This window comes from Zoogloea sp. (genome assembly GCF_023150065.1).
Taxonomy (GTDB): domain Bacteria; phylum Pseudomonadota; class Gammaproteobacteria; order Burkholderiales; family Rhodocyclaceae; genus Zoogloea.
The window spans coordinates 28,105-53,648 of sequence record NZ_JAKLLN010000020.1 but is presented as its reverse complement, the minus strand read 5'-3'; the positions used below and the strand labels follow the sequence as shown (position 1 = coordinate 53,648).

General features: G+C 64.6%; 19 protein-coding genes and 1 riboswitch. Of the genes, 14 read left to right on the top strand and 5 right to left on the bottom strand.

All coding sequences use genetic code 11. The features are described from left to right. Positions 1-21: 21 nt before the first annotated feature. A complete protein-coding gene (lplT, locus tag L6Q67_RS18835; protein WP_296573156.1) occupies positions 22-1,284 on the bottom strand; it encodes a lysophospholipid transporter LplT in 1,263 nt (420 codons plus the stop codon). A gap of 125 nt (positions 1,285-1,409) precedes the next feature. Here lplT and L6Q67_RS18830 point away from each other — a divergent pair, with 125 nt between their 5' ends. The 5 genes from L6Q67_RS18830 (at position 1,410) to L6Q67_RS18810 (ending at position 5,962) form a co-directional block, all read left to right on the top strand. After that, a complete protein-coding gene (locus L6Q67_RS18830) occupies positions 1,410-2,324 on the top strand; it encodes a LysR family transcriptional regulator (protein ID WP_296573151.1) in 915 nt (304 codons plus the stop codon). A gap of 4 nt (positions 2,325-2,328) precedes the next feature. Continuing rightward, on the top strand, positions 2,329-3,408 hold the full coding sequence (gene alr, locus L6Q67_RS18825) for an alanine racemase (protein ID WP_296573149.1): 1,080 nt from the start codon (positions 2,329-2,331) through the stop codon (positions 3,406-3,408). A gap of 5 nt (positions 3,409-3,413) precedes the next feature. After that, positions 3,414-4,790 (top strand): DNA repair protein RadA, encoded by a 1,377-nt coding sequence (gene radA, locus L6Q67_RS18820; RefSeq protein WP_296573147.1) that lies wholly within the window; start codon positions 3,414-3,416, stop codon positions 4,788-4,790. 193 nt (positions 4,791-4,983) lie between these two features. Continuing rightward, a complete protein-coding gene (locus tag L6Q67_RS18815) occupies positions 4,984-5,259 on the top strand; it encodes an HU family DNA-binding protein (protein WP_296403269.1) in 276 nt (91 codons plus the stop codon). A gap of 253 nt (positions 5,260-5,512) precedes the next feature. Continuing rightward, positions 5,513-5,962 carry a hypothetical protein gene (locus L6Q67_RS18810; RefSeq protein ID WP_296573145.1) on the top strand — a complete coding sequence of 150 codons (450 nt, stop codon included), beginning with the start codon at positions 5,513-5,515 and terminating at the stop codon, positions 5,960-5,962. Here the strand turns inward: L6Q67_RS18810 and L6Q67_RS18805 are convergent. Both L6Q67_RS18805 and L6Q67_RS18800 read right to left on the bottom strand, forming a co-directional pair. Beyond that, complete coding sequence (locus L6Q67_RS18805; protein WP_296573143.1) at positions 5,959-8,103, bottom strand: carboxy terminal-processing peptidase; 2,145 nt, start codon at positions 8,101-8,103, stop codon at positions 5,959-5,961. The two genes, L6Q67_RS18810 and L6Q67_RS18805, sit on opposite strands and share 4 nt — an antisense overlap. Before the next feature lie 152 nt (positions 8,104-8,255). Further along, the gene (locus L6Q67_RS18800; protein WP_296573141.1) at positions 8,256-8,636 is read right to left on the bottom strand and encodes a rhodanese-like domain-containing protein; all 381 of its coding nucleotides are present in this window, start codon (positions 8,634-8,636) and stop codon (positions 8,256-8,258) included. Positions 8,637-8,866: 230 nt separating this feature from the next. After that, positions 8,867-9,078, top strand: a riboswitch (cobalamin riboswitch). A 153-nt stretch (positions 9,079-9,231) separates the two neighbouring features. On the opposite strand from L6Q67_RS18800, the gene L6Q67_RS18795 reads away from it, so the two are divergent. The 3 genes from L6Q67_RS18795 to L6Q67_RS18785 are packed head-to-tail and all read left to right on the top strand — an operon-like array spanning position 9,232 to position 14,021. Next, positions 9,232-11,997, top strand: coding sequence for a ribonucleoside-diphosphate reductase subunit alpha (locus L6Q67_RS18795; protein ID WP_296573137.1), 2,766 nt, complete (start codon positions 9,232-9,234; stop codon positions 11,995-11,997). Beyond that, on the top strand, positions 11,994-12,857 hold the full coding sequence (locus L6Q67_RS18790; protein WP_296573134.1) for a hypothetical protein: 864 nt from the start codon (positions 11,994-11,996) through the stop codon (positions 12,855-12,857). Before L6Q67_RS18795 ends, L6Q67_RS18790 begins: the two co-directional genes overlap by 4 nt. A 15-nt stretch (positions 12,858-12,872) precedes the next feature. Next, positions 12,873-14,021 (top strand): ribonucleotide-diphosphate reductase subunit beta, encoded by a 1,149-nt coding sequence (locus L6Q67_RS18785; RefSeq protein WP_296573132.1) that lies wholly within the window; start codon positions 12,873-12,875, stop codon positions 14,019-14,021. Positions 14,022-14,038: 17 nt separating this feature from the next. Here L6Q67_RS18785 and L6Q67_RS18780 read toward each other — a convergent pair whose 3' ends face one another. Next, positions 14,039-15,448, bottom strand: coding sequence for a short-chain fatty acyl-CoA regulator family protein (locus L6Q67_RS18780; protein WP_296573130.1), 1,410 nt, complete (start codon positions 15,446-15,448; stop codon positions 14,039-14,041). A gap of 174 nt (positions 15,449-15,622) precedes the next feature. Between L6Q67_RS18780 and prpC the strand changes: the two genes are divergently transcribed. The 5 genes from prpC to L6Q67_RS18755 all read left to right on the top strand — a co-directional run bounded on the left by prpC (position 15,623) and on the right by L6Q67_RS18755 (position 22,160). Continuing rightward, a complete protein-coding gene (gene prpC / locus L6Q67_RS18775) occupies positions 15,623-16,777 on the top strand; it encodes a 2-methylcitrate synthase (RefSeq protein ID WP_296573128.1) in 1,155 nt (384 codons plus the stop codon). 13 nt (positions 16,778-16,790) lie between these two features. Next, positions 16,791-19,409 (top strand): Fe/S-dependent 2-methylisocitrate dehydratase AcnD, encoded by a 2,619-nt coding sequence (gene acnD, locus L6Q67_RS18770; protein ID WP_296573125.1) that lies wholly within the window; start codon positions 16,791-16,793, stop codon positions 19,407-19,409. Further along, entirely contained in the window at positions 19,409-20,596 is a 1,188-nt protein-coding gene (gene prpF, locus L6Q67_RS18765; RefSeq protein ID WP_296573122.1) for a 2-methylaconitate cis-trans isomerase PrpF, read from the top strand. The genes acnD and prpF overlap by 1 nt, the downstream gene beginning before the upstream one ends. Before the next feature lie 14 nt (positions 20,597-20,610). Continuing rightward, on the top strand, positions 20,611-21,471 hold the full coding sequence (locus L6Q67_RS18760) for an isocitrate lyase/PEP mutase family protein (RefSeq protein ID WP_296573119.1): 861 nt from the start codon (positions 20,611-20,613) through the stop codon (positions 21,469-21,471). A 161-nt stretch (positions 21,472-21,632) separates the two neighbouring features. Then, positions 21,633-22,160, top strand: coding sequence for a GntR family transcriptional regulator (locus L6Q67_RS18755; RefSeq protein ID WP_296573117.1), 528 nt, complete (start codon positions 21,633-21,635; stop codon positions 22,158-22,160). A 13-nt stretch (positions 22,161-22,173) separates the two neighbouring features. Here L6Q67_RS18755 and L6Q67_RS18750 read toward each other — a convergent pair whose 3' ends face one another. Then, positions 22,174-23,076, bottom strand: coding sequence for a LysR family transcriptional regulator (locus L6Q67_RS18750; RefSeq protein WP_296573114.1), 903 nt, complete (start codon positions 23,074-23,076; stop codon positions 22,174-22,176). A gap of 98 nt (positions 23,077-23,174) precedes the next feature. Here L6Q67_RS18750 and metE point away from each other — a divergent pair, with 98 nt between their 5' ends. Further along, entirely contained in the window at positions 23,175-25,469 is a 2,295-nt protein-coding gene (gene metE / locus L6Q67_RS18745; RefSeq protein WP_296573112.1) for a 5-methyltetrahydropteroyltriglutamate--homocysteine S-methyltransferase, read from the top strand. The last annotated feature ends 75 nt before the right edge of the window (positions 25,470-25,544 follow it).

Below are 25,544 nucleotides of genomic sequence, written 5' to 3'. Positions count from 1 at the left end.
GAGGGGGGCCAGGGCCGCGCCTCAGTGGCGCACGTCGTCCAGTTCGCCGACCGAATCGAATTCGCGCTGGTTGGCATCATGGCGGCGCTTGACCATGTACATGGTGCCCGCCACGAACAGCCCGAAGGCCACCACCACCGTGTTGATGGACACGCCAGAGCTGATCAGGATGGCGTAGAGCCCGGTCATGATCAGGATGGACAGGTTCTCGTTGAAGTTCTGTACGGCGATAGAGTGACCCGCCCCCATCAGGATATGGCCCCGGTGCTGCAGCAGCGCATTCATGGGCACCACGAAGAAGCCGGACAGGCCACCGATCAGCACCATCAGTGCCATCGCGAGGTTCATGTCGGTGACGAAGATCATCACATTGACGATCACGCCCATGGCGATCCCCAGGGGAATCACCTTGACGGACGAGCGCATGGACACCAGGCGCGCCGCCATCACCGCACCGATCGCCACGCCTACCGCCACCACGCCCTGCAGCATTGAAGCCTTGGACAGATCCAGGTGCAGGGCCTGCTCGGCCCACTTGATCACGATGAACTGCAGGGTCGCGCCAGCCCCCCAGAAGAGGGTGGTGGTGGCCAGGGAGATCTGGCCGAGCTTGTCCCGCCACAGCAGCCGGAGGCAATGATTGAAGTCGTGGATCAGGTAGATCGGGTTCTTCTTGAGAACCTTGTGGTCCACCCCGGTATCCGGCACCTTGAGGTTGAAGAGCGCAGCCAGCAGGTAGAGCAGACCGATCACGCACAGGGCCATTTCGGGCACCGTATCGATACCCGTGTCGATCAGGGGGAAATCAAGCCCCAACAGGGCCTGGGAGAAGGACGGCTTGATGAGCATGCCGCCGACCAGCGTCCCCAGGATGATGGCGCCCACCGTGAGCCCCTCGATCCAGCCGTTCGCCACCACCAGCAGGCGGTGGGGCAGGTATTCGGTGAGGATGCCGTACTTCGCCGGCGAGTAAGCCGCCGCCCCCAGGCCGACGATGGCGTAGGCGGCGAGGGGATGCACGCCGAAGAACATCAGCGAACAGCCCCCGATCTTGATGGTGTTGCTGATCAGCATGACCCGCCACTTGGGCATGGAGTCGGCGAAAGCCCCGACAAAAGCCGCCAGCAGCACATACGACAGGGTGAAGAACAGCTTCAGCAGCGGTTCATATTCCTGGGGGGCCTGCATCTCCCTGAGCACATAGATGGAGGCGATCAACAGGGCATTGTCGGCCAGCGCAGAAAAGAACTGCGCCGCCATGATCATGTAGAAACCGAAGGGCATCGCAGGGAGATGGAGGCTCGGTGAATTTGACGGACCGCGCTTTATACCACGAAGGTCATGTCGGTTCTGGCGGACGGATCAATGTTGTGATTCAATGGGGTACTCATAAACCGGATTTATGAACCATGGCCGATCGACGTCTCCAGGTTTTCCACGCGGTGGCACGGCACGGGTCCTTCACCCGGGCTGCCGAAGCCTTGTTCATGACCCAGCCCGCCGTGACTTTCCAGATCAAGCAGCTGGAAGAGCAGTTCAACACCCGGCTCTTCGACCGGGGCCACGGGCGGGTCACCCTCACCTCCGCCGGTGAGCTGGTCATGGCCTACGCCGAGCGCATCCTCGGTCTCACCGAAGAACTCGAGTCCCGGGTCTCCGAACTCACCGACGAGCTCTCCGGCATCCTGCATCTGGGCACCAGCACCACCATTGCCGGCTACTGGTTGCCCTATCTGCTCGAAGGCTTCAAGCGGCGCTACCCGCGCGTGGTGCCCCGGGTCTCGGTCGGCAACTCCCAGCTCATCGAGAGCCGGGTGATGGATCGCAACCTCGACGTGGGCCTGATCGAGATCATCACCGAGCAGCCCACCCTGGACAGGCGCAGCGCGGGCCGTGACGAGTTGCAGCTGATCGTTGCCCCCGACCACCCCCTCGCCAGCGCCAAATCGGTGCGGGCAGAGCAACTGGTAGCCTATCCGCTGCTGCACCGGGAGCCCGGCAATGCCATCCGCGAGCTGGTGGACCAGTTCTTCACGGCAGCGGGCATTCCCCTGGAAGATCTCAACGTGGCGGCCGAGCTGGGCAGCCTGTCCACCGTGAAGCACATGGCCGCCCAAGGCTTCGGCATCGCCATTGCTTCAAGCGCGGCCATCCGCAGTGCGGTCACGGCGGGCCGGCTGGTGGGCGTGCCCCTGTCGCCACGGCTGTATACCCCGCTGGAAGTCATCCTGCTCAAGGACAAGTTCCGCTCCCGTCTGGTCAATACCTTCGCCGATTTCGTCACCGAGGAAATCGGCCGCATGTGCGCCACTGAAAAAGCCTGAAACCATGCCCCGTCCGATCCGCGCTTCCATCGATCTGGAAGCCTTGCGTCACAACTACCTTATCGCCCGTGCCAAGGCCGGTCAGGCCAGGGCCTACGCGGTGGTCAAGGCCAACGCCTACGGGCATGGCCTGAACAACGCCATCCGGGCCCTGGGCCCGGTCGCCGATGGCTTTGCGCTGCTCGATCTGGCCGAGGCCCGGGCCCTGCGGGACGCGGGGTTGACCCAGCCCATCGTGCTGCTTGAAGGCTTTTTTGAACCTGCCGATCTGGCCGACATCGTGGCGCTGGGCCTGACGCCCACCATTCACAGCGAAGCGCAGCTGACCATGCTGGAGCGGGCAGCACTTGCCGGCCCCATCGATGTGATGCTCAAGATCAACTCGGGGATGAACCGCCTCGGCTTTACCGGCGAAGCCCTTGGCGCCACGCTGGCACGCCTCCGCGCCCTGGACTGCGTCCGCAACATCACCCTGATGACGCACTTTGCCCGGGCCGATGACGAGGCCGGCATCGCCCCGCAGATGGCGCGCTTCAAGGCCTGCACCAGCGGGCTCGATCTGCCCGTGAGCCTGGCCAATTCGGCGGCCTTGCTGCGCTTCCCCGAGGCCGCCGGGCAGTACGTGCGGCCGGGCATCATGCTCTACGGCGCCTCACCCATGCCCGACCTGCATAGCGCCGAAGCCCTAGGGCTGAAGCCGGTGATGACCCTGAACAGCGAGATCATCGGCGTCCAAGGCCTGAGCGCTGGCGAGCGGGTCGGCTACGGTGGCACCTTCGAGGCCACCGGGCCGATGCGCATCGGTGTGGTGGCCTGCGGCTATGCCGACGGTTACCCCCGCCATGCGCCCACCGGCACACCCATCCTGGTGGGCGGGCGGCGCACCCGAACCCTCGGACGCGTGTCCATGGACATGCTGGCCTGCGACCTCACCCATCTGGAAGAAGCCGGCATCGGCTCGCCCGTAACCTTGTGGGGCGACGGCCTGGCTGCCGACGAGGTGGCCAGCGCCGCCGGCACCATCAGCTACGAGCTCTTCTGTGCCCTGGCAGCCCGGGTTCCGGTGCGCGTACTGGAAGGCTAGGGCAGATGGCCAAGGCGAAGACCGAGCACGTCTGCTCAGAGTGCGGGGGCAAGTCACCCCGCTGGCAGGGGCAGTGCCCCCACTGCAAGGCCTGGAACACCCTGGTGGAGTCGGTGGTCGAGCCCGAGGCCCCCGTCGCCAAGCGCTTCAGCGCCCTGGCTGGCGACTCTGGCCGCCTGCAGACCCTGGCTGAAATCAGCCCGCGGGAATCGCCCCGGGTGCCTACCGGCATCGACGAGTTCGACCGGGTGCTGGGTGGTGGGCTGGTGCCGGGGGGCGTCGTGCTGATCGGCGGTGATCCGGGGATCGGCAAGTCCACCCTGCTGCTGCAGGCGTTGTCCCTGCTCTCAGGGCACCTCAAAGCCCTGTACGTGAGCGGCGAAGAGTCCGCCGAGCAGGTGGCGCTGAGGGCAGGGCGCCTGCAACTGGAGGCGGGCAGTCTGCAACTCCTGCCCGAGATCAACCTGGAACGCATCCTCGGCACCCTGCGGGATCTCAAACCCGACGTGGCGGTCGTGGACTCCATCCAGACCATCTACTCCGAAAGCCTCGGCTCAGCCCCTGGGTCGGTGGCCCAGGTGCGGGAGTGTGCCGCCCAGCTCACACGTTTCGCCAAGCAGAGCGGCACCACGCTGATCATGGTCGGCCATGTGACCAAGGATGGCGCCCTGGCCGGACCACGGGTGCTCGAGCACATCGTCGACACCGTGCTCTACTTCGAAGGCGACACCCACTCCAGCTTCCGGCTGGTGCGGGCCTTCAAGAACCGTTTCGGAGCGGTGAACGAGCTGGGCGTGTTCGCCATGACCGAGAAGGGGCTGAAGGGCGTCTCCAACCCCTCGGCCATCTTCCTGTCCCAGCACGGGCAGCAGGTGGCCGGCTCCTGCGTGCTGGTCACCCAGGAGGGTACCCGGCCGCTGCTCGTCGAGATCCAGGCTCTGGTGGATAGCGCCCACAGCCCGAGCCCGCGGCGGCTCTCGGTGGGGCTCGAACAGAACCGCCTGGCCATGCTGCTGGCCGTGCTGCACCGGCACGCGGGCGTCGTGTGCTTTGATCAGGATGTGTTCGTCAATGCTGTCGGCGGCGTCAAGATCGCCGAGCCGGCAGCCGATCTGGCGGTGCTGCTGGCCATCGTTTCGTCCCTCACCAATCGCCCCTTGCCACGGCAACTGGTGGTTTTCGGCGAGGTCGGCCTGGCAGGCGAAATCCGTCCGGCGCCCCGGGGTCAGGAGCGTCTCAAGGAGTCTGCCAAGCTGGGCTTCACCGTGGCCCTGGTGCCCCGCGCCAACGCACCGAAGCAGGACATCGCCGGAATGCAGGTGATTGCGGTGGAGCGTATCGAAGAGGCCCTGGAGCGTCTGCGGGAGCTGGCGAACGGCTGATGGGGGCTGCCGATTCATGCCTTTTGTGCCGGAACACGGCGGAAAACCCCGGAAAACCTTGAGATTCGCGCCACAGGCGGAAAAGAGCAAGGTAAGCTACTGCCCGCGGGTGTTGTAGCGCGCTTGAGGCGCAAAGCGTCACCTGCCTCAGCTCCTGTATCCACCCATTTTTATCACCTACCCATTACGAGCTATGAACAAGACTGAACTGATCGATGCGCTGGCAGGCAAGAGTGGTTTGACCAAGGCCGACGCCGGCCGTGCCGTTGACGGCGTGATGGAAATCATCACCGAAGCCCTCGCCAAGGGCGAAAGCGTGACTCTCGTTGGTTTCGGCACCTTCGCCGTCGGCGAACGTGCTGCCCGCGTCGGTCGTAACCCGCAGACGGGCGCCGAGATCCAGATCGCGGCCTCCAAGCAGCCCAAGTTCTCCGCCGGCTCCAAGCTGAAGGATGCGGTGAACAGCTGAACCCGCCCTGCGGAATGTGTCCGGCGCTTTGTCGGGCACGCTTCAGGAATGGCGATCCCTCGGGGTCGCCATTGTTTTTTGGGCCACTGCCGGTTGGTCCTTGGCTGGCCCCCGTGGCGCTTGTCACATGGGCTTACAGCATCAACTTTTCCCTGTCATATGAAGGGGATAGAATGCGGCCCCCGTAAGACGAGAGTAACTCGTCACGGATTTTCCCGGCTCCGGCCGGGGCCCATCACCGGAAAACCACCCCATGTCGCATCGCATCTCCCGTCCAGATACAGCACCCGCCCGGCGGCCGCACCACAGCGCCCAGGTCTTGCGGGGCGCCCTGCTGGGCAATCTTCAGGATGCGGCGGAGGCCATCGGACGCTGCGTTGCCAGCCGTGACGGGGAAACCGTGTTCGCACAACCGGCCTTGCGCGAGGAGATGATGGCGTCGCTGGAGGTGATGCGTGAGAGCGTTCTCGCGCTGCCCGATGCCGACAAGGCGGACATGCCCGACGTACCGTGGGCACGCTGGGAGGCCTTGCACTTTTCCCACTCGGGCCCGGCGCGGGAGTGGCGCAACCAGGTGTTGTCAGTGATCCAGGAACTCGTCCCGACCACGCTGCAGGGTGTCTCGCGTTATCGCCGCCTTATGGACGACGGGCAGGACACCGAGGCATCCCGCCCGCACACTGCCGTCCGGAAGGCTTCTTAGCGTACGGCTTCCGCTGGCTGCAGCAAGCCTTTCTGCTTTTCCCTCAAGGCCAGTTGCGGGCGGGTGCCCAGCAGTTCGGCTTCATCGGCCACGATACGCGCCGCCTCATCCAGCAGCACATCCTTGACCTCCTTGCGGGCCTTCTCGGCGGCCAGATCTGCCGCCAGACTGCGCTCGCCCACCTGCAGGCCATCGTCTCGCAAGGCGGTCAGCTTGTCCTTGCCGTCGATCTTCTCCCTGGCCTTGAGGCGTGCCTCGCGCACGTCCTTTTCCTTGCGCCGCTCGGCTTCGTTCAGCGAGATTGAGCGGTTCTCGCGCAGCCGTTTGAACTCGGCCACATCGTCCAGCAGCGCCTGAAAGCTCTTGTCCTTGGCAATGCGGGCCTGGTGCCGGCTTTGCAGGGCAGGGACGAGGTCTTTCAGCGTGCCCACCGGGCGATAGCTGGCGGCATCGATCTGGGTCCAGGGCAGGGCGTTGTCGTAGCTGGACTCCCCCTGGGAATCCGGATCGGCGATGGACGGAAAACGGATGTCGGGCATCACGCCCTTGAGCTGGGTGGTGCCCCCGTTGACCCGGAAGAACTGGGCCACCGTCATCTTCAGATCCCCAAACTTCGGCTTGTCGTTCTTGGCGACGTCGTCAAGATTGATGAGGGTCTGCACCGTGCCCTTGCCAAAGCTCTGCTCGCCGATGATGGGCGCACGGCCGTAGTCCTGCAGGGCGGCCGCAAAGATCTCCGATGCCGATGCAGACCCCCTGTTGATCATGATCGCCATCGGCCCGGCCCAGGCCACACCGGCGTTTTCATCACTCTCGACGCCGATCTTGCCGTCCGGACGGCGCTGCTGCACCACCGGTCCCTTGTCGATGAAAAGCCCGGTCAGCTCGACGGCCTCCCGCAGGGAACCACCGCCGTTGTTGCGCAGGTCGACCAGCAGCCCGTCAACCTTCTCCTTCTTCAACTCGTCGATCAGGCGCACGACGTCGCGACTGGCGCTGCGGAAATCCTTGTCACCCCGGCGTCGGCCTTCAAAGTCTTCATAGAAGGCGGGGAGGGTGATCACACCGATCTTGCGCAGGGCAGGGCCCTCGCCGACCCGGATGACGGACTTGCGGGCGGCCTGCTCCTCGAGCTTGATCTTGTCACGTACCAGGGCGACCTGCTTGTGCTTGCCATCCGGGCCCGCCTCGGCCGGCAGGATGTCCAGCACGACCCGCGTGTCCTTGGTCCCGCGGATCAGCTTGACCACCTCATCCACCCGTGCGCCGACCACGTCGCTGATCGTCCCTTCGGCCTGCCCGACACCGACGATGCGATCACCGACAGCGAGCTTTCCCGACTTGGCCGCAGGGCCGCCAGGAACCAGCTCGCGGATGGTGATGTACTCATCCCGCTCCTGTAGCACGGCACCGATCCCGACCAGGGACAGGCGCATGGAGATGTCGAAGTCGTCGGAAGCACTACGCCCCAGGTAATTGGTGTGGGGCTCGATGGACATGGCGTAGGCGTTCATGAAGATCTGGAAGACGTCGTCGCTCTTGTTGCGCGCCGCCCGGGCCAGATAATTGTCGTAACGCTTCTCGAGGGTCTCGCGGATCGCCTTGTCGTCCTTGCCGGCCATCTTGAGGCGCAGCCAGTCGTTCTTGACGCGCTTGCGCCACAGATCGCGGACTTCGGCATCGTCCTTCGGCCACGGCGCCTTTTCGCGGAGGTAGGGATAACTCTCCTTGGTGTCGAACTCGAAACCCTGCTTGAGCACGTCGCGGGCGTGGGTCAGACGCTCGACGGTGCGCTGCTCGTAACGCTGGAAGATGGCAAAGGGGATGCTCAGGTTGCCACGCAGGATCGCATCATCAAGGCGCGTACGGGCGTCCGAGAAACTGTCGATGTCGGCCTGGGTGAAGAACAGCCGCTCCGGATCGAGAGCCTTGAGGTAGCGGTCGAAGATCTTCTCCGACATGGCGTCATCAAGGGGCTGGGTCTTGTAGTGATAGCGCCCCAGCAGCTGTGAGCTCAGGTAAGCCGTCTGGGCATGTTCGACGGTTGGCACAAGACGGGGGGGCGTCGCTGGCGCCTCCAGCGAGGCGGCGGGTGCAGCAAACGCGGTTGCCACCAGGGCCCAGATCAGCCTTTTCTTCACTCAATTACTCCACAACGTTCGTTGATAGCCTAGCGGCCTGAAACTACATGCTTCCATAGCCTCCGTCGACAGCTAAATGGTGTGGACGTTCTTCAAAGGTGCCGGGCAGTTTGCAAAAACTGCAGCGCCGCCCCGGAACCCGCTTAAATCAATCAGTCAAAGGCCGGAAGACTCGGCCGGACGAGGGGGTGGCCCGCGGCGGCCCAGGCATCGGCTCCCCCTGCAAGGGACTGGACATGGACATAGCCCATGTCCTGCAAGGCTTTGGCTGCGAGTGCCGCGCGACCCCCAGTCTTGCAATACAGCACAACTTTCAGGTCACGACTGCTCAGCTCGGGGGTTCCGGCCAGCTTGAACTCGAGCATCCCCCGGGAAACATGAAGGGCGCCAGGCAGATGGCCTGCTGCGAATTCATCCGCCTCTCTTACATCCAGCAACACATCGGCGTCGCGAATGGCTTGCTCGGCGTCATCAAGGGACACTTCGCGGATGAGGGCTTTGGCGGCCATGACCAGATCGTGGGCGGTTTTCATGAGGATCCTTGCGTATGAACATGAGGCGGCCGAGTGGCCGCGAACCCTGAATATTAGCAAATAATGATTTTAAAGATCTGAGGGATTCCAATCAGGGCCCGGGGCAGCGCGGAGGCAGAAGGAGCGGCAAGGAGACCCCCTCAGAGCACAGATGAATGGCACATATGGTAAAAATTCCTGAAAAACGACTACCTGTAGTGTCCTTGTTGACGAGGCATCGCTCTCGTATGCATACTGCGGGCGTTGTTGGTTCCCATCACCAAGGGGATTAAAAGGGAATCCGGTGCCAGGTTCAAACCTGAAACCCGGAGCTGCCCCCGCAACTGTCATCGGAGAGTGCACCCCTCCCACTTTGCCACTGGACGTCGGTATGTGTCCGGGAAGGCCGGTGGTGCATGCTGACCCGAGAGCCAGGAGACCTGCCACAACCTTCTTTGCAACAATGGGGCGGGGTGTCCCTGGCGAAAGGTGTGAGCATGTCGAGTTTTTCCGAATGCAGCAGGTCGTTGCTGGGCACGGTGCCATTTCCGTGCCGACGCGGCTTCGCGTTGCCCCTCTGCGCTGGATTCTCCGCCCTCCGAACCGGAGAGTCCCTTTGTCCTCGAACGTCCTAGCCCTCAATGCAGGCACCGAGCCTTCGCTCGTGGCCTTCCAGGTTATCCGTCGCAACGCCGCCGTCGTCGCTTTTGATCCGGAGAAGATTGCCGTGGCGATGACCAAGGCTTTCCTCGCCGTGGAGGGGAGCCAGAGTGCCGGCTCTTCCCGGGTGCGGGAAGTGGTGGCACGTCTTACCGACGTGGTGGTGCGCTCCTTGACCCGTCGCCTGCCCGACGGGGGCACCGTGCACATCGAGGACATCCAGGACCAGGTGGAACTGGCCCTGATGCGCTCCGGCGAGCATGACGTGGCCCGTGCCTACGTCCTCTACCGGGAGCGCCGTGCCGAAGAGCGGGCCGCCCGTGTTGTCGCGGCTGTCACCACCTCCGCGCTGCACGTGAGGGTGGACGGAGCCAGGCTCCCCCTCGATGTCGCCGAGCTGAGAGCGGTGTGCGTCGCCGCCTGCATCGGGCTGGAGGAGAGCGTATCGGCAGATCTGATCCTCGAGCACGCCCTGCGCAATCTGTATGACGGAGTCGCGATCGAGGAGGTCACCCAGGCCCTGATCCTGTCGGCCCGCAGTCTTATCGAGACGGACCCGGGTTACGACTACGCCACCGCGCGCCTGCTGCTGGCGAGGCTGATGCAGGAGGTGCTGGGTCGTCCGGTGCCAACCGAACAGATGGGCGCCGCCTGCACGGACTATCTCCCCCGCTTCATCCGAAGAGGAATCGAAGCGGAGCTGCTCGACCCGCGCCTTGCTGAATTCGATCTGGACCGGCTCGCCGCCGCGATCCGGCCCGAGCGGGATCGGCTTTTTGGTTACTTGGGCCTTCAGACCCTCTATGACCGCTACTTTCTGCACATCGACGGCCAGCGCATCGAGCTGCCGCAGATCTTCTTCATGCGTGTGGCCATGGGGCTGGCCCTCGGCGAGATCGACCGGGAGGCCCGGGCCATCGAGTTCTACGACCTGATTTCGAGCTTCGATTTCATGTGCTCCACGCCGACCCTGTTCAACAGCGGCACCCTGCATTCCCAGCTGTCCTCCTGCTACCTCACCACGGTAGCCGACGACCTGGAGGGCATCTACCAGTCCATCAAGGAGAACGCCCTGCTGCAGAAGTACGCCGGCGGGCTGGGCAACGACTGGACGCCGGTGCGCGCTCTGGGGAGCCGCATCAAGGGCACCAATGGTCAGAGCCAGGGAGTGATTCCCTTCCTCAAGGTGGTCAATGACACCGCGGTGGCGGTCAATCAGGGCGGCAAGCGCAAGGGGGCGGTATGTGCCTACCTGGAATCCTGGCACCTGGACATCGAGGAGTTCCTGGAGCTGCGCAAGAACACCGGCGACGAGCGCCGCCGCACCCACGACATGAACACCGCCAACTGGATTCCCGACCTCTTCATGAAGCGGGTCCACGAGAACGCGGAGTGGACGCTCTTCTCACCGTCGGACGTGCCCGACCTGCACGACAAGTACGGGCAGACCTTCGAAACCGCCTACCTTGCCTACGAAGCCCGTGCCGAGGCCGGCGAAATCCGCCTCTTCAAGAAGCTGCCCGCCGTCCAGCTGTGGCGCAAGATGCTGACCATGCTGTTCGAGACCGGGCATCCCTGGATCACCTTCAAGGACCCGTGCAATCTGCGTTCGCCCCAGCAGCACGTGGGCGTGGTTCACAGCTCCAACCTGTGCACCGAGATCACCCTCAACACCTCCGATGCCGAGACCGCCGTGTGCAACCTGGGCTCAGTGAACCTGCTCGCCCATCTCAAGGACGGCCAGCTCGACCAGGCCAAGCTGGCGCGGACGGTGCAGACCGCCATGCGCATGCTCGACAACGTGGTGGACATCAACTTCTACGCCACCCCCAAGGCCCGCAACGCCAACCTGCGTCACCGCCCGGTCGGGCTCGGGATCATGGGCTTTGCCGACTGCCTGTACCGGCTGGGCATTCCCTACGCCTCACCTGCGGCAGTGGAGTTTGCCGACGCCAGCATGGAGGCCGTGTGCTTCCAGGCCTATTGGGCATCGGCCGAACTGGCGCGGGAGCGGGGAGCTTACTCCAGCTTCCGCGGCAGCCTGTGGGACAAGGGCGTGCTGCCCCATGAGTCCCTGACCATCCTGGGCGCCACCCGGGGCGGCTATCTGGACACCAACCCGGACGTCCGCCTCGACTGGCAGGCCCTGAAGGCCCACATTGCCCGCCATGGCATGCGCAACTCCAACTGCGTGGCCATTGCTCCCACCGCCACCATCTCCAACATCATCGGCGTGTCGGCCAGCATCGAGCCGGCGTACCAGAACCTCTACGTCAAATCGAACCTGTCGGGCGAGTTCACTGTGGTCAATGAGGCCCTGGTGCGCGACCTGAAGGCCCTCGGCCTGTGGGACCCGGTGATGGTCTCCGACCTGAAGTACTTCGACGGCTCCCTGGCGCGCATCGAGCGGGTGCCCGACGAACTCAAGGCCCGCTACGCCACCGCCTTCGAGATCGACCCCCGCTGGCTGATCGAGGCCGCCGCCCGGCGCCAGAAGTGGATCGACCAGGCCCAGTCCCTCAACCTCTACCTGGCCCTGCCGTCCGGCAAGAAGCTCGACGAGCTCTACAAGCTGGCCTGGATCCGCGGGCTCAAGACCACCTATTACCTGCGCACCCTGGGCGCCAGCCAGATGGAAAAGACCGGTGGCGGCGAAAGCGGGGGAGGGGAGGAGCCCCGCTTCTGCAGCATCGACAATCCGGACTGCGAGGCCTGCCAATGACACCGGCACCGCACGCCCGCACCCGCATGAACAGCCTGTCGGCATGGCCCGGGGAGGCGGCCCGGCACCTTCGCCTGTTGCTCCTGTGCGTGCTGTGCTCGCCAGGCCTGCTCCAGGCTGCCGAATGCCCGCGCATCATCAGCCAGTCCCCCTATATAAGCCGTGTCCTCGACTGGCTGGGCCTGGCACGCTGCATCGTCGGTGTCAGCCGCTACGATTCCATGCCGCTGCCCCATACCGGCGGCGTGATCGACCCGGACGCCCCGGCCATCGCCGACCTGGAGCCGGATCTGCTCATCTTCTCGGAATGGACGGGCGACGACGTGGCGCGCAAGGCTACCCCGCCCGGCGCAACATCGATACGCGTCGGCGGGTTTCGCGGCATGGCCGGGATGGAGGAGATGATGCGGGATGTCGGCCGGGCCGTCGGCGTGAGCGACATCGACCGCCGGCTTGCCGCCTTCGATACCGACTGGCGTGTAGCAGCCAAGATGGACAGCCGCGGGCGGCGGGTGCTGATCCTGTCGGCCTGCGGTCCGGCGCCGTATTCCTACGGCAAGGGCACAACCCTGCATGAACTGATCTCTGCCGCCGGTTTCCAGGTGGTCGCCGACCACGACAGCATCCGCAACTTCAAGCCCGGCGCCCCGGATGGCGACGTGGCCGCATGGATCACCGCCAGGGAGCCCGAGCTCATCCTGGCGCTGCAGGACCGCCGCGCCACCTCCTGCAATCCCGCCGTCGCCAAACCGGGCATTCCCATCCTGCCCCTGGCTGCCGAGCACTTCACGCATCCCGGCCCCGACTTCCTCGCCGGACTGCATGAACTGAAAGAGAAGATCGCCACCTATGGCGAGTGACCTGGACCCAAGAACATGAGTGCCTTCCGTTTCGACGACTGGGAAACCGCCGCCCCAGCCACCCCAGCCGCTATTGCCCCCTTGTCCGGCGAGCCCGCGGCCCCAGGCCCTGCGGCGCTCCCGGGCCGCACTGACGACAACCCATCCCCCGCCCATTCCCTGGCCCCGGTGAATGCCGCCGACAAGCGCATCGTCGGCGGCAAGACCGACATCAACCAGCTGGCCCCGTTCAAGTACCCCTGGGCCTGGGAGTTCTTCCTGAAGGCCAACCGCAACCACTGGACGCCCCTGGAGATCTCCATGGCCCAGGACGTGCACGACTACCACCACAAGCTCAACGGCGCCGAGCGCCACGTCTTCGAGAACGTGCTGGCCTACCTCACCACCTCCGACATCCTGGCCATGCGCAACATCGGCCTGGCCGTGATGGAGAAGATGAGCGCCCCCGAGCTGCAGATCTACCAGGCCCGCCAGGTGTATGAAGAAGCCCTGCACACCTGGACCTACCAGCACTGCATCGAGAGCATCGGCCTCGACCAGCAGGAGATCTACAACCGCTACCGGGTGGTGCCCGCCATCCACGGCAAGATCGCCCTGGCCAACCGGCGCCTGGAACGGGTCATGCGCCCCGACTTCGACCTGGCCGACCGGGACAACCTGCACGAATTCGCCCTGTCCTACTTCTTCTTCGCGGCGATCTTCGAGGGCTGCTGGTTCTACAACGGCTTCACCCCCATCTTTGCCCTGCAGCGCCGTGGCCTGATGAAGGGCGCCGCCGAACAGCTGCAGTACATCATGCGCGACGAGGTGCTGCACTGCGCCTTCGGCATCCGGGTGGTGCGCGAACTGCTCAAGGAAGAGAACCTGAGCCTCGACCCGTCCGCCCTGAAAGCCCTGTGGGACGAAGCAGAAGCCGCCGAGTCCGCCTACGCCGCCTACATCCTGCGTGACCCCATCCTCGGCTACAACGCCGACCTGCACACCCGCCAGTTCCGCTTCATGGCCAACCGCCGGGCCCGCCAGGTCGGCCTCGCCGAACCCTTCCCCGGTGCGGAGAACGTCCTGCCCTGGCTCGACGAACAGGCCAACCTGCGCAAGGAGAAGAACTTCTTCGAAACGCGGGTCACCGAGTACCAGACGGGAGGAGCCCTGGCCTGGGAGTAGGGTAGGGTGGGGCGCTCTCAGTCCTGGCGATAGGGCTCGAAGTAGCGGTGGTCTGCGTCGATGGACAGGCTTCGCCCGATGGCCGGGAAGGCCCGCTGCGAGCAGTGATCCCGCTCGCACACCTTGCACCCGGCGCCGATGGGCGTGGCGGCCTCGGGGGTGGTGAGGTCCAGCCCGCGGGAGTAGATCAGCCGCTCCGCGTGGCGCAGGTCGCAGCCCAGGCCAATGGAGAAGGTCTTCTCCGGAGCGCCATAGGCACCGGCTTCCCGGGATGTGGTGCGAGCGATCCACAGGTAACGGCGGCCGTCGGGCATGGCGGCAATCTGGGTGAAGATGCGCCCGGGTGACGTGAAGGCCTCGTACACGTTCCACAGGGGGCAGGTGCCGCCGATGCGCGAAAAGTGGAAGTCGGTGGCGGATTGCCGCTTGGAGATGTTGCCGGCCCGGTCCACCCGGATGAAGAAGAAGGGCACACCGCGGGCAGCAGGGCGCTGGAGGGTGGACAGGCGGTGGCAGACCGTCTCGAAGCCCACGCCAAACTGCCTTTCCAGCAGGCCGATGTCGTAGCGGAGCGCCTCGGCGGCCTCCAGGAAGCGGCTGTAGGGCAGCACCAGCGCACCGGCAAAATAGCTGGCGAGACCTATGCGGGCGAGAGCGCGGGATTCTTCCAGGGCAAAGCTGCTTTCGCTCGCCAATCCGTCGATGAGGCTGCGGGCCTCCAGAAACGCGATCTGGGTGGCGAGCTGGAAGGCCTGCTGCCCCCACTGGAGGCGCGAGGACAGGCGCAGCACCCGGGCGGCGCTGTCATAGCTGCGCTGGGCGCCACCGTCGTCCTTGTCGATGGCGACCCGCACCCCGTGCCCGGACTCCAGGCGCTGGGTGAGGGCGGCGACCAGATCCCTGTCGTCACCACAGGATTCAAAGATCGACTCGGCCAGGCGGTCGAGTTCGTCGATGTGGTTGTGTCGGGCGTAGAAGAAATCCCGCACCTCCTCGTAGGGCATGGGGGCCGGGCGAAACGTGCCGCTGCGATCATCGCCGAGCCGGATGGACAGGGCCTCGGTGCGCTCACGCTGGTCCCGCAGGCCCCGATCCAGGGCGATCAGCGTGCGCGCCACGGCGGGCATGTTGGCCGCCAGCTCGCGGATCTCGGCGGTGGACACCGGGGTCTCGCCGGGAGCCGACAGGAAGACTTCACGCAGGTCTGCGATGAGACGGGCTTCGTCGTCCTCGGAGAACTGCTGGACATCGACGCCGAACACGGCGTTGAGCTTGAGCAGCACCGGCACGCTGAGGGGGCGCTGGTTCTGCTCGAGCTGGTTGAGGTAGCTGGGGGAGAGCTCGAGGGCCCTGGCCAGGGCAACCTGGGTCAGGCCCCGCTCTTCGCGAAAGCGTCGCAGACGGATGCCCATGAAGGTTTTCTTCATCGGATGCTCCTCTCTTGAGTTTGAATGAATGACATCTTCACAATATTCGCAATTTCGCAGAATGGCATTCGCAACGCTTCGCCTTTTCAGTGCTCGTGACTGCGATCAGGGTGCGTATATTGCGAACTCCTCAAGACAAGCGCAAGCCCTAGCGGAATTGCATAGGAGACAGGAATGAACACACCACAAGAGTCCTCATTCAAGCCCAAGAAGTCGGTAGCCCTCTCGGGCATCACCGCTGGCAACACCGCCCTGTGCACCGTGGGCAAGAGCGGCAATGATCTGCACTACCGGGGTTACGACATCATGGATATCGCCGAGCGCTGCCAGTTTGAAGAGGTGGCCCACCTGCTGGTGCATGGCAAGCTGCCGACCCGGGCGGAACTGAAGGCCTACAAGGCCAAGCTCAAGGCCATGCGCGGACTGCCGACCAACGTCAAGGAAGCCCTGGAGTGCCTGCCGGCCTCCGCCCATCCGATGGACGTGATGCGCACCGGGGTGTCGGCGCTGGGCTGCGCCTTGCCGGAGAAGGACGACCACAACATTCCGGGCACACGGGACATCGCCGATCGCCTGATGGCCTCCCTGGGGTCCATGCTGCTCTACTGGTACCACTGGGCCACCAACGGCAAACGCATTGATGTGGAGACGGATGACGACTCCATCGGCGCGCATTTTCTGCACCTGCTGCACGGGCAGAAGCCCTCGGCCCTGTGGGAGCGTTCCATGCACACTTCCCTGATCCTCTACGCCGAGCACGAATTCAACGCCTCCACCTTCACCGGCCGGGTCATCGCCGGCACGGGGTCGGACATCTACTCGGCCATCACCGGCGCCATCGGCGCGCTGCGGGGCCCCAAGCACGGGGGCGCCAACGAGGTGGCCTTCGAGATCCAGAAGCGCTACGACAGCCCGGATGAAGCCGAGGCCGACATCCGTCGCCGCGTAGAGGCCAAGGAGGTCGTGATCGGCTTTGGCCACCCGGTCTATACCGTGTCCGACCCCCGTAACGAGGTGATCAAGGGGGTCGCGGCTGAACTGTCGGTGGACGCAGGTTCCACCAAGATGTACGACATCGCTGCCCGCCTGGAAGCCGTGATGGGGGAGGTCAAGCAGATGTTCCCCAACCTGGACTGGTTCAGCGCCGTGAGCTACCACATGATGGGCGTCCCGACGGCCATGTTCACCCCGCTCTTCGTGATCGCCCGTACCTCCGGCTGGGCGGCACACATCATCGAGCAGCGCATCGACAACAAGATCATCCGCCCGAGCGCGAACTATGTCGGGCCGGAAGACCGGGTCTTCGTGCCCATCGAGCAGCGCCAGTAAGGGCCAGGTCATCATGAACGCTGCTTACCGCAAATCCCTGCCCGGCACCCGGCTGGACTACTTCGACACCCGCGCCGCCATCGACGCCATCCGCCCGGGGGCCTACGACGGGCTGCCTTATGTTGCCCGCGTGCTGGCGGAACAACTGGTCCGCCGCTGCGACCCGGCCATGCTCACCGATGCACTTGAGCAGATCATCGAGGGCCGGCGTGACCTGGACTTCCCCTGGTACCCGGCCCGGGTGGTCTGCCATGACATCCTCGGCCAGACCGCGCTGGTGGATCTGGCCGGCCTGCGCGACGCCATTGCCGACCAGGGCGGCGATCCGGCCAAGGTCAATCCGGTGGTGCCGACCCAGCTCATCGTCGATCACTCCCTGGCGGTGGAATACGGCGGCTTCGATCCGGAGGCCTTCGCCAGGAACCGGGCCGTGGAAGACCGTCGCAATGAGGACCGCTTCCATTTCATCGAGTGGACCAGGCGCGCCTTCGAGAATGTGGATGTGATCCCGGCGGGCAACGGGATCATGCACCAGATCAACCTGGAGAGAATGTCGCCGGTGATCCAGGTCCGGGACGGCGTCGCCTTTCCCGATACCTGCGTGGGCACCGACAGCCATACGCCCCATGTGGACGCCCTGGGCGTGATCGCCATCGGCGTGGGGGGCCTCGAAGCCGAGACGGTGATGCTGGGCCGGGCGTCGATGATGCGCCTGCCCGATATCGTCGGCGTCAGGCTGACGGGTACCCGTCAGCCCGGCATCACCGCCACCGACATCGTGCTGGCGCTCACCGAGTTTCTGCGCCAGGAGAGGGTCGTCGGTGCGTGGGTGGAGTTCTTCGGGGAAGGAGCGGACAGCCTGTCCATCGGCGACCGGGCCACCATCTCCAACATGTGCCCGGAGTACGGCGCCACCGCCGCCATGTTCTACATCGATGCGCAGACCATCGACTACCTGAAGCTCACCGGCCGCAGCCCGGAGCAGGTCGCGCTGGTCGAGCAGTACGCGAAGGCCACCGGCCTGTGGGCCGAAGCGCTGAAGACCGCGAAGTACGAACGGGTGCTGGAGTTCGACCTGACGACGGTGGTCCGTAACATGGCCGGCCCGTCCAACCCCCACAAACGCCTGCCGACTTCGGCACTGACGAAGCGTGGCATCGCCGGCCCGGTCAAGCTGGAAATGGCTCGGGCGGAAGAATATGAGGGCCTGCTGCCCGACGGCGCGGTGATCATCGCCGCCATCACCAGCTGCACCAACACGTCCAACCCGCGCAACGTGGTGGCCGCCGGCTTGCTGGCCCGTAACGCCAACGCTCTGGGCCTCGTCCGCAAGCCCTGGGTCAAGACCTCGTTTGCGCCAGGCTCCAGGGTGGCCAGACTCTATCTGGAAGAGGCTGGGCTGCTCTCCGAACTCGAGAGGCTCGGCTTCGGCATCGTCGGCTATGCCTGCACCACCTGCAACGGCATGTCCGGGGCCCTCGACCCAGCGATCCAGCAGGAGATCATCGAGCGCGACCTCTACGCCACCGCCGTGCTGTCGGGCAACCGCAATTTCGACGGGCGCATCCACCCCTACGCCAAGCAAGCCTTCCTGGCCTCGCCCCCCCTGGTGGTGGCCTACGCCATTGCCGGCACGATGCGCTTCGACATCGAGCAGGACGTGCTGGCCGTGATGGACGGCAGGGAGATCCGACTGAAGGACCTGTGGCCATCCGACGAGGAGATCGACGCCATCGTCGCCCGTGCCGTCAAGCCGGAGCAGTTCCGCCAGATCTACGAACCGATGTTCGCCCCCCGCCGGGATGAGGGCTCCGCCATCAGCCCCCTCTACGCCTGGCGCCCACGGTCCACCTACATCCGCCGCCCGCCCTATTGGGAGGGCATGCTGGCCGCCGAGCGGACCCTGCAGGGAATGCGGCCCCTGGCCATTCTGCCGGACAACATCACCACCGACCATCTGTCGCCCTCCAACGCCATCCTTCCGGATTCGGCGGCTGGCGAATACCTGGCAAAGATGGGTCTGCCGGAGGAAGACTTCAACTCCTACGCCACCCACCGGGGCGATCACATGACTGCCCAGCGTGCCACCTTTGCCAACCCGACCCTCAGGAACGAGATGGTGCGCAACGCCGATGGCAGCGTCCGCGCGGGCTCATTGGCGCGGGTCGAACCGGAGGGGCAGGTGATGCGCATGTGGGAGGCCATCGAAACCTACATGCTGCGCCTGCAGCCCCTGATCATCATCGCCGGTGCCGACTATGGCCAGGGCTCGTCCCGGGACTGGGCGGCCAAGGGGGTGCGCCTGGCCGGGGTGGAGGCCATCGTGGCGGAAGGCTTCGAGCGCATCCACCGAACCAATCTGGTAGGCATGGGGGTGCTGCCCCTGGAGTTCAAGCCCGGCACCACCCGCCTCACGCTGGGCCTGGATGGCACCGAAACCTATGATGTGGTCGGCGTGCGCCAGCCGCGCACCGACCTGACCCTGGTGATCCACCGCCGGAACGGGCAGCGCATCGAGCTGCCCGTCACCTGCCGGTTGGACACGGCCGAAGAAGTCTCGATCTACGAAGCCGGCGGCGTCCTGCAGCGATTCGCCCAGGACTTTCTGGCCACTGAAAAGGAAACCGCCTGATGAGCGCTGTTCCCCAGATCCGCATTCCTGCCACCTACATGCGCGGCGGCACCAGCAAGGGGGTGTTCTTCCGGCTGGACGACCTGCCGGAATCCTGTCGCGTGCCGGGCAAGGCCCGTGACCGATTGTTCCAGCGCGTGATCGGCAGCCCTGACCCCTACGCCACCCATATCGACGGCATGGGCGGGGCGACATCGAGCACCAGCAAGTGCGTGATCCTGTCCCGCAGCACCCGGCCGGATCACGATGTGGACTACCTCTATGGGCAGATCTCCATCGACAAGGACTTTGTGGACTGGAGCGGCAACTGCGGCAACCTGTCCACCGCCGCTGGCGCCTTCGCCCTCCACGCCGGGCTGATGGATCCGGCGCGCGTCCCCCACGACGGCATCTGCGTGGTGAGGATCTGGCAAGCCAACATCGGCAAGACTATCATCGCCCACGTGCCGGTGAAGGCTGGCCAAGTCCAGGAGACTGGCGATTTCGAGCTCGACGGGGTGAGCTTTCCGGCTGCCGAGATTGTGCTGGAGTTCATCGAACCGTCGGATGAAGGGGAGGAGGGCGGAGCCCTGTTTCCCACTGGTAATGCGGTGGATGACCTGGAAGTGCCGGGCGTCGGCAGCTTCAAGGCGACGATGATCTCGGCCGGCATTCCGACCGTGTTCGTCAATGCCGCCGAGATCGGCTACACCGGCACCGAGCTGCGCGAAGCCATCAATGGCGACCCGGCCGCCCTGGCCCGTTTCGAGGCGATCCGCGTGGCCGGTGCCCTGCGCATGGGCCTGATCAAGACCCCCGAAGAGGCCGTCACCCGCCAGCACACCCCCAAGATCGCCTTCGTCGCGCCCCCTCGGGACTATGTCTCGTCGTCGGGCAGGCCGATCAAGACCGACGAGGTGGACCTGCTGGTGCGCGCCTTGTCGATGGGCAAGCTGCACCACGCCATGATGGGCACCGCTGCGGTCGCCATCGGCACGGCGGCAGCCATCCCCGGCACGCTGGTCAATCTGGCGGCCGGCGGGGGCGAGCGCACCGCAGTGCGCTTCGGCCACCCCTCCGGCACCCTGCGCGTGGGTGCCGAAGCCCGTCTGGTGGACGGCACATGGACAGTAACCAAAGCCATCATGAGCCGTAGTGCGCGGATTCTGATGGAAGGCTGGGTCCGCGTGCCCGGCGACGCATTCTGAGCAAGGATTTCCACATGTCTTCCCGCAAGAAACTCAAAGAACTGGTGGCCGCCAAGCGCGGCGTCATCGTCCCGGGCGCCTTCAATGCCCTCTCGGCGCGCGTCATCGCCGACCTGGGCTTCGAAGCCATCTACATCACCGGCGCCGGTGTGACCAACATGTGGTTCGGCATGCCTGACCAGGGCTTCATGGGCTTGGCAGAGATCGCCGACCACACGGCACGCATCCGCGATGCCGTCGATGTGCCGCTGCTGGTGGACGCGGACACGGGCTTTGGCAATGCCCTCAACGTGTATCACACGGTGCGCACCCTGGAGCGCGCCGGCGCCGACTGCATCCAGCTCGAAGACCAGGTGGCGCCCAAGCGTTGCGGGCACTTTGCCGGCAAGGACGTGATCTCCACCGAAGAGGCGGTGAGCAAGATCAAGGCTGCCGTGGATGCGCGCCGCGATCCGGATTTTCTGGTCATGGCACGTACCGACGCCGCCGCCGTCCATGGCTTCGAAGCCGCGGTGGAGCGCGCCCAGCAGTTTGCCGAGGCCGGCGCCGACATCCTGTTTGTCGAGGCGGTCACCACTGCCGAAGAGATCCGGGCCCTCCCGCAGCGCCTCGCTACCCCGCAGTTGATGAACATGGTCATTGGCGGCAAGACGCCCATCTTCAATGCGGAAGAACTCGGGAAGCTGGGCTTCGGCATCGTGCTCTACGCCAACGCTGCCTTGCAGGGCGCGGTGATGGGCATGCAGAAAGCCCTGGGCGTGCTGCGTGACGACAAGGAGATCCTGGAGTCCGGTGGACTGGTGACACCCTTTGCCGAGCGCCAACGCCTGGTGGGCAAACCAGGCTGGGACGCACTCGAAAAGCGCTACGGCTGACGATTGATCAACGGTTTTGCCGCCGAACCCATTTATTCTCTCCCGAGTTAGTCTCTCCAGGACTAAGGTTCGGCCGGCTTTTTTCTTTGCCTCTTTCCGGAACACTCCAAGCATCCGGAAAGAGGCGCTGCTTGTCACAGGGAACGAGCATGTGCGCCCCAATGACCGACTCCATTCCTCGCCCGAAAGCGCTCTTTGAGAGCATTGCCGATGCGCTGCGCACCCGGATTTTGAATCACGAGCTGCCTCCTGGTTCTGCTATCGATGAGACTTTGTTGGCGCGCGAGCTCGAAGTCAGCCGAACGCCGGTCAGGGAAGCCATCAAGGTACTGACCAGGGATGGCCTTGTCACCGTTGCCCATCGAAAAACCAAGCACTGCACGGTCACGGAATTCACGGCATTCGAACTGGCAGAGCTGCTCAAGATCACGGAGCATCTTGAGGTTTTCCATCACGACTGGGACGCCAATCCCTTCGTTCAGGATCTGTTGCAGCGTGTCACGGACAAGCTCTATCTCGCCCTCGGCCCGAGCTTCCTGATGGCGGATATCGATGCCAAGCAGGCGCAGAAGGGGGAGGGGAGAGGCCCCGGCCATGATCGCCCGGGCCAATCATCCAGACAGGCACTCGCCGATTACTTTGTGTGGCGACGACTCGAAGTGGCGAAGCGGGTGATGCAGGCACCCTGAGGCCTGGCGGGGTTCAGGGTGTGACGGCAGGTGCCACCCGCTGACGGGCCTGCTCGATAAAGGCCTGGAGATAGTCCGTCCCCAGATCGGCCTCCCGGACACCGAGGAAGATCTGTTTGGCAACGCCCTCCAGGCCCAGGCGCACTGGAACGACATCGACCTTGCCCGCGTATTCCAGCACCAGCCAGCGGGGCAGGGCGGCGACACCCCGCTGGCTGGCAACCATCTGCAACATGATGTCGGTGGTTTCTATGGTCTTGTGGCGCCTGGGCGCGATACCGGCGGGCTGGAGGAACCGGGTGTAGATGTCCAGCCGGTCGGGGGCGACGGGGTAGGTGATCAGGGTCTCCTGCGCCATCTGGTCGGGCGTGATGTAAGGCGCCCGTGCCAGGGGGTGGCCCCGGGCCACCACCAGCACCTGCTCGTAGTCGAACACCGGCTCGAACTGCAGCCCCGGTTTGAAGAGGGGGTCTGGTGTGACCAGCACATCGATCTCGTAACCGAACAGGGCGCCGATGCCCCCGAACTGGAATTTCTGCTTTACATCCACATCCACGTCCGGCCATGCCGCCAGATAGGGCGAAACCACCTTGAGCAGCCACTGGTAGCAAGGATGGCATTCCATTCCGATGCGCAGGGTGCCGCGTTCCCCTTGGGCGAACTGGCGCAGGTGCTGTTCCGCCAAGGAGAGCTGCGGCAGCACCCGGTTGGCGACGGCCAGCAGGTATTGCCCCGCCTGGGTCAGACGCAGGCTGCGCCCTTCCCGTAGCCAGATATCCGTCCCCAAATGCTGCTCGAGCTTCTTCATGCTGTGGCTGAGGGCCGATTGGGTGACGCACAGCACCTCGGCAGCGGCGGTCAGCGAACCCCGCTTTTCCACTTCGAGCACGATGGCAAGATGGATTCGCTCAAGCATTTTATGAATTTAGTTCATTGATATGTGAAATAAGACCATTTTACGTCATCGTTTGCAATCCCTACCATCTGGTGCTCAACCGCTATAGGGAGTTGCACATGACCACCATCCACAATCTCGGCTTTCCCCGCATCGGCGCCCGGCGCGAACTGAAGTTTGCGCTGGAGTCTTACTGGAAAGGCGAATCCTCACGGGACGATCTGAACGCTCTCGGGACAGCGTTGCGCCAGCGCCACTGGGCCGACCAGACCGGCATCGATCTGGTGCCCGTGGGCGACTTCTCCTTCTACGACCAGATCCTCGACATGAGCTTCACCCTCGGCAACCTCCCTGATCGGGTGCTGAGCTTCCAGGGGGATGTGCTCGACAACTACTTCCGCGTCGCACGCGGCCGTTCGGCCCCGGGCACCGACGATCAAGCGCGCTGCTGCAGCGGTGTGGCAGCCGGTGAGATGACCAAGTGGTTCGATACCAACTATCACTACATCGTCCCGGAGTTCACCGCGGAGACCCGTTTCCGGCTCGATGCATCGCGCCTCCTCGAGCAACTTGCCGAGGCCCGGGCCCGGGGGGTAAACGCCAAGCCTGTCATCATCGGCCCCGTGACTTACCTTGCCATCGGCAAGGCCAAGGATGATTCCGACAAGCTGGCCCTGCTCCCACGCCTGCTCCCGGTCTATGCCCAGCTGCTGGACAGCCTGGCGGAGCAGGGCGTGGAGTGGGTGCAGATCGACGAACCGCTGCTGGTCACCGAGCTCGATGCCGACTGGCGGCATGCCTTCAACGCGGCCTATCACGAACTCAAGAGTGGCCGCATCAAGCTCCTGCTGGCCACCTACTTCGGCCAGCTTCTTGAAAACCAGTACCTCGCGGCCAACCTGCCGGTAGCGGGCCTGCATATCGATGCGATCAACGGCCGCGAGGATGTCGGCCCCATCCTCAACCTGTTGCCTTCCAGCAAGGTGCTGTCACTGGGGGTGATCAATGGCCGCAACATCTGGAAGACCGACCTCACGGCCGTGCTCGACTGGTTGGAGCCTATTGCCCAACGCCTGGGCGAGCGCCTGTGGATCGCGCCTTCGTGCTCCTTGCTGCACGTGCCGGTGGACCTGGGCAGTGAGGAGAGGCTGGATGCCGAAGTGAAGTCCTGGCTGGCCTTTGCCCTGCAAAAGCTCGATGAGCTCAAAGTGCTGGGCACTGCCCTGCGGGATGGCCGTGAAGCCGTCCGGGAGGCGCTCACCTCCAACCAGGCCGCGCTGCTCGCCCGGCGTAGTTCCCCGCGGGTTACCAACCCTGCTGTCCAGGCCGCTGTCGCGCGCATCGATGCCCATATGGGCATGCGGGAAAGCCGCTATACCAACCGGGCACCCAAGCAGGCTGAATGGCTCAAGCTGCCCGCGTTCCCCACCACCACCATTGGCTCCTTTCCGCAGACGGCGGAGATCCGCCAAGCACGTAGCGACTTCAAGGCCGGCCGTCTCGATCTGGCAGGCTACAAGGCCGCTATGCGCAGCGAAATCGCGCGCAGTGTGCGTGAGCAGGAGGCCCTTGGCCTGGATGTGCTTGTGCACGGCGAGGCCGAACGCAACGACATGGTCGAATACTTCGGCGAGCAACTCGACGGCTATGTTTTCAGTCAGTTCGGTTGGGTGCAGTCCTACGGTTCCCGCTGCGTGAAGCCGCCCATCCTGTTCGGTGACATCAGCCGACCGCGCCCGATGACGGTCGATTGGATCACCTACGCCCAGTCCCTCACCCGCAAGCCGATGAAGGGCATGCTCACCGGCCCGGTGACCATCCTCAACTGGTCCTTCGTGCGGGACGACCAGCTGCGCTCTGCATCATGCAGGCAACTTGCGCTCGCCATCCGCCAGGAAGTGCTGGACCTGGAGCGGGCAGGGATCCGGGTGATCCAGATTGACGAGGCCGCATTGCGTGAAGGGCTGCCACTGCGCAAATCCCGGTGGCAGGACTACCTGGACTGGACCGTGGAGAGCTTCCGCATCACCGCCAATGGCGTTCGCGACGAAACCCAGATCCACACCCACATGTGCTACTCGGAGTTCAACGACATCATCACCGCCATTGCGGACATGGACGCCGATGTGATCACTATCGAGACGTCCCGCTCCGACATGGAGTTGCTCGATGCCTTCGACGACTTCAAGTATCCCAACGAGATTGGCCCCGGTGTGTACGACATCCATTCGCCCAACATCCCGACCCAGGAAGACATTGTCGGCCTGATGAAGAAGGCCATCGAACGTATCCCCGCCGAACGCTTGTGGGTCAATCCCGACTGCGGCCTGAAGACCCGGCAGTGGGCTGAGGTGACGCCGGCGCTGACCAACATGGTGGCCGCAGCGAAGTGCCTTCGCGCCAGCCGCTGCTGAGCATCCGGCTCTCCTTGCCAACGGTCCGGTTCCTGCGCCAGAAAACCAACCCGGCACATTCGCAAGATTTGCTAT

Coding starts and splice junctions, on each gene's coding strand:
- L6Q67_RS18815 (WP_296403269.1), top strand. CDS start 4,984: ATGAACAAGACTGAACTGATCGATGCGCTGGCAGGCAAGAGTGGTTTG.
- L6Q67_RS18790 (WP_296573134.1), top strand. CDS start 11,994: ATGACACCGGCACCGCACGCCCGCACCCGCATGAACAGCCTGTCGGCA.
- L6Q67_RS18760 (WP_296573119.1), top strand. CDS start 20,611: ATGTCTTCCCGCAAGAAACTCAAAGAACTGGTGGCCGCCAAGCGCGGC.
- L6Q67_RS18750 (WP_296573114.1), bottom strand. CDS start 23,076: ATGCTTGAGCGAATCCATCTTGCCATCGTGCTCGAAGTGGAAAAGCGG.
- L6Q67_RS18830 (WP_296573151.1), top strand. CDS start 1,410: ATGGCCGATCGACGTCTCCAGGTTTTCCACGCGGTGGCACGGCACGGG.
- L6Q67_RS18785 (WP_296573132.1), top strand. CDS start 12,873: ATGAGTGCCTTCCGTTTCGACGACTGGGAAACCGCCGCCCCAGCCACC.
- L6Q67_RS18810 (WP_296573145.1), top strand. CDS start 5,513: ATGTCGCATCGCATCTCCCGTCCAGATACAGCACCCGCCCGGCGGCCG.
- L6Q67_RS18755 (WP_296573117.1), top strand. CDS start 21,633: ATGACCGACTCCATTCCTCGCCCGAAAGCGCTCTTTGAGAGCATTGCC.
- L6Q67_RS18780 (WP_296573130.1), bottom strand. CDS start 15,448: ATGAAGAAAACCTTCATGGGCATCCGTCTGCGACGCTTTCGCGAAGAG.
- lplT (WP_296573156.1), bottom strand. CDS start 1,284: ATGCCCTTCGGTTTCTACATGATCATGGCGGCGCAGTTCTTTTCTGCG.
- prpF (WP_296573122.1), top strand. CDS start 19,409: ATGAGCGCTGTTCCCCAGATCCGCATTCCTGCCACCTACATGCGCGGC.
- L6Q67_RS18800 (WP_296573141.1), bottom strand. CDS start 8,636: ATGAAAACCGCCCACGATCTGGTCATGGCCGCCAAAGCCCTCATCCGC.
- prpC (WP_296573128.1), top strand. CDS start 15,623: ATGAACACACCACAAGAGTCCTCATTCAAGCCCAAGAAGTCGGTAGCC.
- radA (WP_296573147.1), top strand. CDS start 3,414: ATGGCCAAGGCGAAGACCGAGCACGTCTGCTCAGAGTGCGGGGGCAAG.
- alr (WP_296573149.1), top strand. CDS start 2,329: ATGCCCCGTCCGATCCGCGCTTCCATCGATCTGGAAGCCTTGCGTCAC.
- metE (WP_296573112.1), top strand. CDS start 23,175: ATGACCACCATCCACAATCTCGGCTTTCCCCGCATCGGCGCCCGGCGC.
- acnD (WP_296573125.1), top strand. CDS start 16,791: ATGAACGCTGCTTACCGCAAATCCCTGCCCGGCACCCGGCTGGACTAC.